Annotated in this window: 10 protein-coding genes; all 10 read right to left on the reverse strand. The window is 54.4% G+C overall.

Translation table 11 applies throughout. The annotated features are described in order from the left end of the window. Nucleotides 1-111: 111 nt before the first annotated feature. The 10 genes from ADJ74_RS03940 to ADJ74_RS11235 all read right to left on the reverse strand — a co-directional run bounded on the left by ADJ74_RS03940 (nucleotide 112) and on the right by ADJ74_RS11235 (nucleotide 13,277). Entirely contained in the window at nucleotides 112-3,234 is a 3,123-nt protein-coding gene (locus ADJ74_RS03940) for a type III restriction-modification system endonuclease (protein WP_050344197.1), read from the reverse strand. Beyond that, on the reverse strand, nucleotides 3,234-3,596 hold the full coding sequence (locus ADJ74_RS03945; protein ID WP_050342062.1) for a DUF86 domain-containing protein: 363 nt from the start codon (nucleotides 3,594-3,596) through the stop codon (nucleotides 3,234-3,236). The genes ADJ74_RS03940 and ADJ74_RS03945 overlap by 1 nt, the downstream gene beginning before the upstream one ends. Further along, entirely contained in the window at nucleotides 3,593-3,898 is a 306-nt protein-coding gene (locus tag ADJ74_RS03950; RefSeq protein ID WP_039957294.1) for a nucleotidyltransferase family protein, read from the reverse strand. Before ADJ74_RS03950 ends, ADJ74_RS03945 begins: the two co-directional genes overlap by 4 nt. Before the next feature lie 49 nt (nucleotides 3,899-3,947). Next, nucleotides 3,948-5,849 carry a site-specific DNA-methyltransferase gene (locus ADJ74_RS03955; protein ID WP_172664503.1) on the reverse strand — a complete coding sequence of 634 codons (1,902 nt, stop codon included), beginning with the start codon at nucleotides 5,847-5,849 and terminating at the stop codon, nucleotides 3,948-3,950. 131 nt (nucleotides 5,850-5,980) lie between these two features. Then, on the reverse strand, nucleotides 5,981-6,547 hold the full coding sequence (locus tag ADJ74_RS03960; protein ID WP_253271721.1) for an SLATT domain-containing protein: 567 nt from the start codon (nucleotides 6,545-6,547) through the stop codon (nucleotides 5,981-5,983). Nucleotides 6,548-6,574: 27 nt separating this feature from the next. Next, complete coding sequence (locus ADJ74_RS03965) at nucleotides 6,575-7,390, reverse strand: nucleotidyltransferase domain-containing protein (RefSeq protein ID WP_050342067.1); 816 nt, start codon at nucleotides 7,388-7,390, stop codon at nucleotides 6,575-6,577. A gap of 29 nt (nucleotides 7,391-7,419) precedes the next feature. Continuing rightward, nucleotides 7,420-8,061, reverse strand: coding sequence for a DUF4391 domain-containing protein (locus tag ADJ74_RS03970; protein ID WP_050342069.1), 642 nt, complete (start codon nucleotides 8,059-8,061; stop codon nucleotides 7,420-7,422). A 15-nt stretch (nucleotides 8,062-8,076) separates the two neighbouring features. Then, complete coding sequence (locus ADJ74_RS03975) at nucleotides 8,077-11,310, reverse strand: helicase-related protein (protein ID WP_253271722.1); 3,234 nt, start codon at nucleotides 11,308-11,310, stop codon at nucleotides 8,077-8,079. Between the two features lie 146 nt (nucleotides 11,311-11,456). Continuing rightward, nucleotides 11,457-12,905: a hypothetical protein gene (locus tag ADJ74_RS03980; RefSeq protein WP_157040587.1), complete on the reverse strand. Its 1,449-nt coding sequence runs from the start codon at nucleotides 12,903-12,905 to the stop codon at nucleotides 11,457-11,459. Between the two features lie 195 nt (nucleotides 12,906-13,100). Continuing rightward, the gene (locus ADJ74_RS11235) at nucleotides 13,101-13,277 is read right to left on the reverse strand and encodes a hypothetical protein (RefSeq protein WP_172664504.1); all 177 of its coding nucleotides are present in this window, start codon (nucleotides 13,275-13,277) and stop codon (nucleotides 13,101-13,103) included. Between the last annotated feature and the right edge of the window lie 13 nt (nucleotides 13,278-13,290).

A 13,290-nucleotide genomic window follows, 5' to 3' on the forward strand; every position in this document is an offset into this window, starting at 1 on the left:
TGCCGTGTACAGTCTGAGAAACACTCTCTTTACTTTTCTCCTATTATAACATATTCCGCAGCAAGAGAAAAAACCTGTCCCACAGAGGGACAGGCATGTTGCATATACACATCACTTCATCACACGGTTGAGCAGCGTCTGGAAATCATTCACATGCTCGTAGATCACGCAGTCACTATGCAGTTTTTCAAACAGCTTCTTCGCACACGCTATTTTTGCCTCCTCAATCGGACGAAGCTGGAGCGAGGACAGCGTTCCCTTCGTCTCCGCGACGAAGTAGATGTGACGCACCTTCCCCTCGCGAAACACAATCGCCCAATCCGGCGCATAACTTCCGACCGGCGTCGGGATGGCGAACCCGCGCGGCAGTTTCGCATAGATCAGCACCTCGTTCCCGCCGTCGAGATCCTGGGCAAATCTCCTCTCCACATTGCCGTCCGTGAACACATAGTTCTGGATTGCCTTCTCCGCCTCGTATGCCTCGGTGTAGGGGCGCTTCTCCGTCGCAAAGATACTCGCATCGTAGCTGCCCTCGATCGTATTGTACTCGATGTGATCGACGATGCGTGTCGCCTTCTGCTCAAGGATGAGCCGCGTCACCGTACGGATAAACTCCTCAGGATTGCAGCGGTAGCCTGCAAACACCTCGGCCTTAATCCCCCGCAAAATCTCCGCGACCGTGCGCCGCGTGAGCGTCGTCCCCGCCGCAATGCGCCCGATGAGATCATACGTCACCGTTGACCCTTGGGCGCGTTTCAGCGTACTCGTCCGACTCTTGCCATAGCTAAAACTCGTACCATCCGCCACCATCGCCGCATCCAGATCCGTCTGCTGCCCGCCATAGGTAATCGTATACTGGAGACGGCTGACACGCAGCTCGGCATTGATATGGTCGATCGCCGCCCGTACGAGTTGTCGCGTGTCAAAGGAGACCGTATAGGCGTACTTGTGATTGATCCTCTTCCAGAGTGCCTGAAACTCCTTCCGATAAAACCGATCATTCAGCGGATTCTCCGGTGTCTTCGTCATCCCCGCATCCGAAATCATTGTGCGCAGCACACGCTCATCATAGATTGCCTGCACAAGGCGATGGACCCCCTCCGTCATGGGCATGAGAGCCTCAGGCAGAGGCGCGAGCGTCCCCGCCGCGTGCTCCGTACGGTACTTCTCCGTCACATGCCCCTCGACATCCACATAACCGTTCATACCGAGGTAGAAATACATCGCTCGCGCCTGCGTCTTATCAAGTGTGGCCGCTGTTCCATCCATCGACTTCACTGTCTTGCCGATGAAATACTCCTCCGTGACCGTCTTCGGACGATCGTACAGCTCCGCCTCCATCTGCTTCTGCAGATCGCCGACAAATCCCGCATAGCTCTCGCTCGCGATTACCGTCAGCACATTCACCTCATGCACCGCATCTCCCAGCACCGTCCGATCCATCCGCTGGCCCGTCTGATCGACCGCGAGGCGCAGACCTCTGCCGACCTCCTGCCGCTTTGCCGTCACACTCGCCGCGTGCTTCAGCGTACAGATCTGGAACACATTCGGATTGTCCCAGCCCTCGCGCAGCGCCGAGTGGGAGAAAATCACGCGCGTCGGCTCATCGAACGAGAGCAGCCGCTCCTTATCCTTCAGGATCAGATCGTACGCCGAGATGTCGTCCGACAGATCCGAGCCGCGCCTGAGACTGCTGTCCACCGCGCGTCCCGTCTTCTTGTCAATGCTGAAATACCCCGCGTGTACCTTCTCTACAGGCACATTGTCCAGATATTTCATATACGCAGGATCAAAAATATCGCGGTTTTCGTTCATCACCGCGCGGTACTCCTCCTCGAAGATCCGCCCGTACTCCCCAAGCACCGTATTTCCGTCTGCATCATACTGACGGTACTTCGCCACCTCGTCGATGAAGAACAACGAGAGCGTCTTGATCCCGCGTGCGAAAAGCCGCTGCTCCTTCTCAAAATGCGAGACAATCGTCTCACGGATCTGCACCCGTCGGAGATCCGCCTCCGATACATCCCCCTGCACATCTCCCGTATGGAGCGTTGTACCGTTCAGGAAAAGCACCGTCCCCGCAGCGGCATCGATGTGCTCTACCACATAGCCCTCGTACTGTGCCATTCCGCCCGAGAGATGGCAGAGATTGTCCCCCTTAGAAACAATGCGCAGCGTGCGCCGCACCCCGCCCTTTTGCGCCACCTCGAACTCGATCCGCGCACGCGGCGGCACCTTCGGCGAGAGTACAATCTCCGCGAGATAGAGATAGCGCCCCGTCCCCGGCAGATTCTTCACCTCGAACCCCTTCACCTCAATCTTCTTCACCAGACGCGCATTGTAGGCATCCACCGCGTCCAGCACATAGACGAGATTGTGCCGCTCCGCGTGCGTCGCCGAATAGTTCAGCGTAAAGAGGGGAGCGAACTGCGCGAGTGCCTTCTGGGTCACCGAGCCCTTCTTCCCCATCTTCTGCGGCTCATCGAGAATGAGGATTGGACGGTTCGCCGCAATCACATCGATCGGACGGCGCGAGCCGAACGCATCGCGCTTCGAGTAGATGATGCGCGCCTCCTTGTTCCCGCCGCGCCCCTCGACCGACTTCTCCTCGTTCAGCGAGGCGGCAAACGCCTGCGTATTGATGATCATCACCGAGAGTCCTGCATCGGCAGAGAACGCATCCAGCTGATTCAGATTCGCACTGCTGTAGACGAAGAACCGCGCCTTCTTCCCATAGTGCTCCATGAAATGCTCCGCCGTCATCTCGAAGGACTTCTTCACGCCCTCGCGGATCGCGATGCTCGGCACCACCACGATGAACTTGCTCCAGCCATAGCGGCGGTTCAGCTCAAACATCGTCTTGCTATAGACATACGTCTTGCCCGTGCCCGTCTCCATCTCCACATCGAGCGCACACGCACCGAGCGGCGCGGAGAGCGACTCCGACAGATGAAGATTGCGTACGCTCTGCACCCTGCGGATATTCGCGAGCAGCTGCTCCTTCGTCAGATGTAGCTTTTCATTCCGAAAGCCATCGTCCGATGCCGTGTCCACGTCCATAAACGACGCATCCCGATAGCCTTCCTCTGTACGGAGCAGATTGCCCTGCGCCGCACCCGTGCCCACATCGCGCCGATAGTCCGTATGCGCCTTATACGGCTGCCCCTCGAACACACGGACAACCGCCTCCACCGCCTCCGTCTGGTACGGCTGCACCGTAAAGTGAAACTTCATCAGCAATCACCCGTATTCTCATATTCTGTCAAACAGCGCTCCAGCTGCTGGACCAGGATGGGCAACTCCTCAAAAACAACCTCTGAAATAATATTCCAGTTCGTCCCATCATAATCATGCACAAGGCGATGCCTGAGCCCTGCAATCATCGTCCATGAGATTTCAGCATGGTTCGCCTTATACGCTGCGGACAAATAATAACAGTGCTCTCCCATATTGTATAACGGCGTTGTGACAAGCCATTGAAGCGGCAGCTGCGTCAGCAGCTCCTCTTTTTCAATGTCGTTTTTTCGGATATATTCCTGCAACTGAACAGCATAGTCATAGATCTTTTGAACCCTTTGCCGATCCGAATACTTCATGCCACCAAAACCTTTTCTTTCATAATCGTTTGATAGAAATTACTGTCCGGGTTGACCTCTGCGATTTCAAAAACATCCACGTTTTTCTTGAGCACCTCGCGCAGCTCCTCCGCCAAGGCAAAAATCATCGTTCGCCGAAACATTTCTCCACCAAAAACAAGAAAATCCAAATCGCTGTTCTCGTCCGCTTCCCCACGCGCGTACGAACCGAACAAATAAATTTCCTTCACACGGTATTTATCAGCAAGCGGTTTCACCGCTGCAGCAATCTGTTCCATGGTAAATACAGACGTTTGCATCATGACGCCTCCTACTCATAATGATTCACAACGCTTCCCGAGGGGTGTTACACTACAGCACCCGCCGCACCGTTGCGGGGCTGTACGCCGCAAAGAGCTGATCGAAGTTCGTCAGCGCAGAGTCGTCCGCCATCGAGGCATCACGGAACACCGCGTAGTAGGGCTTTCGCTTTGCGATTGCCGTCACCGCCAAATCCGTCACATCACGGTCAAAGCACGCGAGAAGGAAGCCGTCCGCAACGTTAAAGACGCGTTTCCCCGCGATCTCCTCCACCGTAATCGATGCCGAGAGCAGGATGCCGAGATCCAGCATCGTCTGAAAGAGCAGATCCTCCGGCGTGCGATCCGCCTTGACATTGTCCACCTGCGCGAAAAGTCCGTCCTGCGTCACCGCATCGGGTGCATAGTAGACCTCCGTCATATTGCTCGTATCGAGGCGCAGACAGCGGAACCCGAGGTCAACTCCTACCGCCTTCTCGCCCGCCTCAGCTGCGATCTTCGCCCCCGCACGGCGAATGCGCTCCTTGCCGATCTCGCAGATATTCCGATAGCCCGCTTTGTAGGCTGTGCCGCCCTCGTCCGTCGCCTCGGGCAGCTGCACCATAATGAACTTCCGATGACCACCGTCCTCGGCATTTAGCTGCATTACGGCATGGGCGGTTGTGGCAGAGCCAGAGAAGAAATCGAGAATAAGAGCGTCTTCATCCACATTTGCCACCCTAAGAATACGTTTTAATAGGCGAAGCGGTTTCGGGCCAGCAAAATATCCTTTGTCCTCAAATAGTCGTTTTACTTCCTGTCTACCTTCTTGATTGTGCCCAACATCCTCGTGTTGCCATATTGTCGTCGGGGTCATACCTTGCTGAACATCTGCAAGGTATCGCTTTATTCTTGGCGTATTCCCCCCATTTTCACCAAACCACACTCTTCCTTCTTCTATGAGTTTCTCCATGCGTTCTCTATTTGTAAACCAACATCTTCCATCTGTCGGACGAATTACTGTTCCGTTGGGCGTCGTAATAGGATAGTCGTATGTAGCACTGTATGTTTTTACGGTCATATTGTCTGCTGTCCATGGCCCTCTTGGATCATTGTCCGGATTTTTATAGCGTGCATTGGCTGTTTCAGAACGAGGCAATAATCCAATGGAAAAATTCGTTATATTCTTCGCATATACAACAATAAAGTCATGACTTGCAGAGAAATATTTTGCGTCATTTTTCGGTGAAAAAGCCCTTTCCCATATAACTGTTCCTACATAATTCTGCTCACCGAAAATCTCATTGCAAACCTTCTTGAGATTCTCCTGCTCACTGTCATCAATACTAATAAAAATAACCCCATCATCGGCAAGCAAAGACTTCGCCACGCGCAGACGCGGATAGATCATATTCAGCCAGTCCGTATGAAAACGTCCGTTGCTCACATTGTTCGCACGCAGATCATACTGCATCGCACCGTCCTCGTCGCGCCACCCGTTCGCCGCATGGAAATCCCCATCCGCCATCGCAAAATCATCATCGTACACAAAGGCATCATTCCCAGTATTGTACGGCGGATCGATATAGATCATCTTCACCTTGCCGAGGTACGTCTCCTGTAGCAGCTTCAGCACATCGAGATTATCCCCCTCGATGTAGAGGTTTTCGCTGTCGAACGCGCCCGCCGTACCGTCCCGCCCGACGCTGTCCTCCACGATGGGGCGCAGCGTCATCGCAATCGGCGCATTCGCCGCGAGGATCGCCTGCCGCTTGTCGGGCCATGTGAACGCATAGCGCTCCTCGCGTCCCTCCACGATCTCGCGGGACAGCTCCTGCCGCAGCACATCGAAGTCGATCACCTGCACGACCTTCCCATCCCGCATGACCTCTGTCAGCGCATTCGGGAACAACCGCCTAACCGCCTCCACATGCTCCGCCACGTTGTCCCTGCTGTGCATCTTCATCCGCTCCATCGCGCTATCTCCTATTCTGCTCACATCTCTGTTCACATCAAAATCACATTCTATTTACTATAACCTTAGTGCAAAGAAAGCCAAAACTCTCCTACCTTTGCAGAGATGAATTCTTTCTTATACATGCTCCGCTATGAATCAATTCGACCACGCAGCTGGGAAGGTAAAAATCGATCAATCTCTTCATTTGAATAGGTATATTCTTCACGCTCTTTTAGCCCTTTCATCGCCATCTTCACTGCATCATCTGTTGTTTGTGCCGCGTGAGCATATAGATTATCCAGCGTTTCCATAACACGAGAAAAATCTTCCTCTATTTCTTCACATGATTTTCTATGGATATGTATGTCCGCAATAATACGAAGCAATCTGTTTCGAATAACCAAAAATTCATTTGCAGACACTTTATTCCTATATCCAATAGATTTTAGATCAAAACTCTTATAATATGCTGTAATAGCCAACGTCACAAAGGACAAAAACATAGTTATGATTTTCGCACATAACTCCCCAAAAAAAATGGTGCTTACAATCCCACAGGATGTTGCAGATGCGAAAATGATATTGACCGTCTCAAGACAATTATATCGTTTGAAATATATATCTGCCTGTTTTTCCTGAATCTTATGCGTCCATACAACACTCGCATATTGCTGCCTGACTACATCAAGCAATACTTGATATTGCTCCAATAACATCATCTCCATTACATGATTGAGGATCGCTCAATCGGCAATCTTATGCAGGACCTTTCCAAGGCACTCCATACTACTGGAAGCATCTATGCTCGCAACACTCCCCGGTGCTGAAAGGCAAGTAATCTGTCTCTGTATCGTATTGTAGTGATTCAGCAATCTTTGCTCATAAGATCCTTGAGGATATTGACTCGTCTCACCTTCACTCATCCAATGCCAATCGCCAATTGCATCATAGACAAAGGCATCTATGACAATGCCTGAAAGATGATAGCTCTTAAAAAATGTATCCCGGATAGACCGAATGTGCTTACAAGTATCAATCAAAAGGCCTCTTGTATGCAAGTCATCATTTTTGAGACTCATCGCCTGCTGTTCTGCGATGGGGTTTGCCGATTTCCATCGTCCCCCCATATTGCTGTCCGGATATTTATATGTACGAATAAAGTCCCCAAAGCAATCCTGCTCCTCAAATGCAGGTAATAACTCAAACTTCATACCATCCGAAAAGTTAATTTTTACAACTTGTCCATCTGCTCGAATATCACTCAGTGAATAATGTTTTTCAATAGATTGTTTCACAGCCTGTAATAGACGTGATTGTCCATTCCATTTTGTTTTATCAAATCGGAAATATTCTTCTGGAGGCAACTCAAGCAAAATGTCTAGATCACTCGATTGTATTGCCGTCCCACGTCCATACGATCCGACATATCGACTGTGGGCAGTCTCGCTATCACTTTCCCAAAACACGCTATTAAACGCCTTTGTTACAGCTTTATATCGGCTACTAATGGTTGAACGCCATTCTTGATCAATTTTATGTTTAGTTACATGTATAGGCATATAGTCATCTCCCAAGGATTTTCAAAAGATTACATTAGGGTCTGCAGTACCCGCAGCTGCTGCACAAGTTCAAATTTTTTCTTTGGCTGTTTCTCCCGTCGGATCTTCGCCTCGAGCGCGGCGATCTGCTTTCCGATGCGCTCTCTGCGCCCCTGCGCCGCAACGCTCTCCCTGAGGGTCGATGTGTGTGCATCCCCGAGTGCCCCACCCGCAATCCGGCGGACGAGGTTCTCAAAGACGGCGTCCATCGAGAGCCCCTCAAGGCGCAGAGTGACCTCTCCCACAGCCATCCAGTCCGTGTAGTAGTAGCGCTTCACCCGCACGCCCGCGCTTTTTGCGTCGAGTGTTTCTTTGTATGCAAGAGCAAGGCGCATCCGATCCTCCCACACGAGGACAAAGAGGATGTGGTACGGGATCGCGCGGTCAATGAGGCGCAGTACCGCCTCGTCCATCTGTCCATCGTTCAGACGCAGCTCGAATACTTCGAGCTCCCGCACCTCCTTCCCTGCGGCGAGGTTCAGAATCTCCGGCGCAATCTTGTTGCGCCAGTGGATGGAGGCGATCTGCGCGCTGAATGCCTTTTTGAGCACAGGGCTCGGCTTGCATTTGTCATAGATGGTCTGTTTGGGGATTCTCCGATGGAGTTCCGTCGTGGACGGCAGTCCGAGCATATTCTCCCTCCGATCCTACCGCACGACGAGGAAGCAGATGAGCTCGAAGTCGTCGAGCCCCGCGATGTCGTTGTGCAGGGCGCTCGTCCCGCCTGCTGAGAAGAGGCTGTCGATGTCGCTCTCCTCCTTTACATCGATGATGGAGTGGATGGCATCGCTCAGCAGGGCAGAGACGGTGTGCATGTCGCGTCCGTCGTTGGTCTCGCGGTTGAACGGCTCGTATGCCGCGCGGATGGGCTCTTTTTTCCCGCGGCAGAGGAGGCGGATGTCGTCGAGGATCTTTTTCGGGTTCTGGTAGTCGCAGAGGATCGTCCCATCCTGCCCGATGTAGACCATGTAGAATGGGTGGATACGGTTGTGCGTGTCAACGCCCATGCTGCTGCGGATGTTCTTCAGGACGAAGATGACGCCCGCGCCGAGCTCGTCCGATGCAGGTACGACGGTGTGCAGGCCGCGCGGCTTCTTGTCCATGTCACCGTGGTCCTTTAGATATGCGAGCAGGTCGAGGCGGAATTCGTTGAGCCCGAGGTCCATGATGGAGATGCCGTCGTTCATGTCTTCGATGTCGACGACCTCCTCCTGCAGGCGTTTTAACTGCATTTTACGATACTCGAGGTCGCCCTTTTCCTCTGGGTTGATGAGGTCGTCGTCGCCCGTAGCGGTCATGATGCTGAGCCGCATGCGCGACTCGACGCGCGGCTTGAGGTTGATGTAGTCGTCGAGGGTCAGATCCGGCCAGAAGTTCACGAGCTGGATACACGCATTCCGACTGCCGATGCGGTCGATGCGCCCAAACCGCTGGATGATGCGCACGGGGTTCCAGTGGATGTCGTAGTTGACCATGTAGTCACAGTCCTGCAGGTTCTGCCCCTCGGAGATGCAGTCGGTTGCGATCAGGACGGTGATGTCCGCCGTGCTGCCCGGCATGAGTACGTCCCGCCCCTTCGAGAGGGGGGAGAAGCAGGTCAGTACGTTGTTGAGCGTTGCGCGAAAGCCCGCGATCGTTGTGCGCCCGTCGATGGAGCCGGTGATGAGTGCCGTGTCGCAACTGTATGTTTCCTTGAGATACGTGCTGACGTGCTCGTAGAGGTACTCCGCTGTATCAGAAAATGCCGAAAAGACGAGAACACGGCGGTTTCCCTCGTTGATGGGGTGCTCGATCTTGTCCGCGATGAGGCGCAGGAGTTCCTGCAGTTTCGTATCGTGTGCGGGGGTGATGTCCGCCACCATGTTCGTGAGGACGGCCAGTATTTCGCTGTCCTTTATCAGCTCTCTCCGCCATGATTTCCAGTCCATGTCTGCCAAGTCGATGGGTACTCTTTTCCCGACGGCAAAGAGCTCGGTGTTCTCGTCGTCCATGTCGAGGTCTGTTGTCTCCATCTCATACAGGGGGAGATCCGTATGGCCGGACTGCTCGAAGCGGTTGATCTCAGTGATCGCCGCATCGATGCCCGCCTTGATTTTACCAAGGGTCAGGCGGAATGAGTGGACGGAGCTCTCGAGGCGCTTGAGCAGGTTGATGCTCATGAGGCGCTGCATGCCGCGTTCGCGTCCTGTCTGTGTCAGGTTCTCTCCCTTGTTGTGGGTGAGGTCTTTGTATTTGTCCCGTCTGCTCGGGTGGATGTAGTCCGACGGCGTATAGATACAGAGTGTGAGCTGCATGAGCTGCTCGTAGATCTCATGGTAGTTGATCGCGTCCGCCAGATCTGTGAGCTGCGGGCGAAGGGAGATGGGTTTGAGGCGCGTGGGGAATTTGCCAATGGCGCTCGTGTCATAATATTTCTCGATGTGTCTGCGCGAGCGCGCGATGGTGACGCTGTCGAGCAGCTCGAAGAAGTCAAAGTCGAGTTTGCACAGCAGCGTGTCCGTCGTGCGTTCCCCGGGCTCCTCTTTGCTCCATGTGTTGAATGCGCTCTGCGCCTGCCGAAAGATGTCCTCGATGCTCCTCGATGTGTCGAGGCGCTCGTCGAGGTTGGCCGCGTGCCCCTCGTAGGCGAGGGCGAGCTGATTTTTTAGATCGGTAAATCGGTTGTTGACCGGCGTTGCAGAGAGCATGAGAACCTTGGTACGAACGCCGGCGCGGATGACGCGCTCCATCAGGCGCTGATAGCGGTTCTCCTGCGTGCGGCTGTGCGTTCCGATGCCGTTGCGGAAGTTGTGCGACTCGTCGATCACGATGAGGTCGTAGTTGCCCCAGTTCAGGCGATCCAGATCGAGCCCGTTCGACTGTCCGTGGCTGCGCGAGAGGTCCGTATGGAAGAGCACATCGTAGTTCAGACGATCCGCAGCAAGTGGGTTGTTGACGTAGTTGTCCTTGTAGGTGTTCCAGTTCTCTCCGAGTTTTTTCGGGCAGAGGACGAGGACGTTCTTGTTGCGGTTCTCATAGTATTTCATGACAGCAAGTGCGGTAAATGTCTTGCCGAGGCCGACGCTGTCCGCGAGGATGCACCCGTTGTATGCATCGAGTTTGTGGATGATGGCGAGGACGGCGTCGCGCTGGAAGTCGTAGAGCATGCTCCATATCTTGCTCTCTTTGAATCCCGTGGCCTCGTTCGGCAGCTCGTCCTCAGAGAGGTCGCCCAGGAACTCGCTGAATACGTGATAGAGCGTCGTGAAGTAGATCATCTCGGGCGCATGCTCGGCGTAGGCGGTGCTGATGTTCTCGATGACGGCATCCGTGACGTCCTGCATGCGCGCGGGGTCGTTCCAGAGCTCGTCGAAGGTGCGCATATACATCTGCGCTGCCTGCGGCTCGTCCATGCACTGGACGATGTTATAGGCATTGTTGCCGCGCTCGCAGCCAAGGTCCACGGTGGTAAAGCCGCTCATCGGGACATAGACGGTCTGTTTCTCGGCAGAGGAGACGGTCATGAAGCCCATCATCTGCTCGCCGCCGGTGTTGGATTTGAACCGCGCCTTTGCACGGATCCAGTCCGCGCACTCCTTCGCAATCGCGCGCTGCGTCATCTCGTTGCGCAGGCGCACCTCGAACTCGGTGCCGTAGAGGCTCGTCTCACGCGTGATACGCGGGATGTAGAACTCGCGCTTCTCCTTTGCCGCCTTTTCCCGAATGAATGTGGGCGAGGTGAAGAGGAAGCGGAACTCCTCCACGGACGCCAGCTGGTCGCTCAGCTCCTGATACGCATACATGGAGAAGCACGCCGCCGCAATGGACACTCTGCTGCCGCGCACAATCTCTGCCCGCAGATCGTCGCGCACCGTGTTTGTGATGTTATCGAATATCTTCACTCTGCTCCACCAAATCTTTCCCATAGAGATTGGCTAGATCAAACTTTCGTCCCTATTATAACATATTTCAAAGAAATCAAAAGATACGTCTTCAAAAGAGCCCGCCCCTGCGTTTGCAGAGACGGGCTCTTTGTCATGCGTTCCGATTACTGCCCCTTGGCAGGCACATCGACATTGCGCTCCCTGAGGTCGCGGTTCAGCGACTCCAAATGTGTGAGCACGGCGTCTGCGATGTTGACGTTCCGCTGCTCCTTCAGATATGCCTGATAGTGCGATGGGTTCTCGCCGCTCGCCGAGGTCAGCATCCCCGGCACGACCTTGCCGCCCTCATACTTGTACTGCGCATAGATGGTAAACGTGTGCGCATCGCCGTTCCACGTGCCGAGGTCCGCATCGTTGCTGGATCGATTGTCGTGCGGAATGGTGATGGTAAAGAGATACGGGTCCCCGCTCCGACTCGGGAAATTCACGGGATTCCAATACGATCCCTTTTTCGCGACATCGGCCGCCATCGGGAAATGCACCTGCACCGCTGCGCCCTCTGTCGCTGCGTAGACGTACATCGTGTAGCGCCCCTGCTCCTTTGCCATGACGAGGAAGCCGTCCTCATCGCGGCCGGATGCGCCGATCACATTCGTGGTGATTCCCTTCTCTTGGAGTGTCTTTTCGTAGGTGCTGAAATCCTTTGTTTGCGCCTGCGGTGCTGCGCTCTTTTCCGCAGGCTGCGGCTGCGTGCTCTTGGCGTTATCTGCCGGAGCCTGCGTTTGCGCGGCAGGTGCTGCTCCCATGACGGAATCCGCTGCCGTCAGCACGGGCGTGTTGCCCATGCGATACCACGTCCACCCGCCGACGCCAACGCCGACCAGCAGGAGAGCGATGCCGACAGCGCTCAGGACGACACTGTGTGCATTCTTTCGGACGAATCCGATCACCGCAACGACAATGCCGAGGATCACAATCCCCACCGCCGCAGCGGTTGCGATCTGGACATGCTGCGGGTGTGGCACACGGAACACCGCTTGGATCACGACATCCTGCCCGGAGAACGAGGGCTTCAGATCCCACGTCGCCGTCGTCCCGGAAACAATGCCGTTCGTACGCTCGAATGCCTCCGGAACAATGATCGCAAAGTCCATTTTCACCGAGTCCAGCACGGACTGCATCATGCTGCGCGAGAACTCGTCCGTCTCCTGATTCACGGGGTTGCTCTTCGCATCACCAGCAAAGAAGAGATCGAGATCGTACGTATCATAGAGGAATCCTGCGCGATGCCATACGCCATGATGCCCCTGCGTCGGCTGCCACGCCTTGGCTCCACCACCGACGAGCTGCTCCACGTTCTCATACGTCTGCGTCGCAACGAAGCCGTTGCTGCGATCCTGAATCTGCGCGCCCTCCTTCTGCGCCTCGGCGCGCTGCTCGCGGATCTTATCCATGGCGAACTCGTTCGTCGCCGTCCACTCCTGCGAGACTGCAATCGTCCCATCCGCGCGGAACTCTGCCCCCATCTTCATCTGGAAGCACCCGCCAAGCAGACTCACGAGGATAACGCCCAAAAGCGCCAATGTTCCCCTGCGTAACGTACACGAAAACATAACATTTCCTCCTAAAAACTCCAGCATACACCGCTCTAATGATTATAAATAACTTAGACTCAATTAGAATTATATCATAAATGTATTTTAAGGTACAATGGTTTTATTGCAAAAAGGTCACATTCATTTCAAAAGCCCGCCCCTGCTCCCTTGTGCAACAAGAAAGCAGAGACGGGCTCTTTTCATTGTGTTCTGTTACGCTGTCAGCATCTTCCCATGGAAGTCCTCGCGCGCCTCGGGGCTCATGGTCATGTAGTCCTTTGCTAGGGCACTGACCCGGGAACCGTAGGCGGGGTTCGGGAAGACGATGTACTGTGTGCCGAACTCCTCCTGCACAGCGTCGATAGCGGCATTCCGTGCGGCGCGGTTCATAACCTTCGTCCTG

The organism is Selenomonas sp. oral taxon 478 (assembly GCF_001189555.1).
In the GTDB taxonomy this organism is placed as follows: domain Bacteria; phylum Bacillota; class Negativicutes; order Selenomonadales; family Selenomonadaceae; genus Centipeda; species Centipeda felix.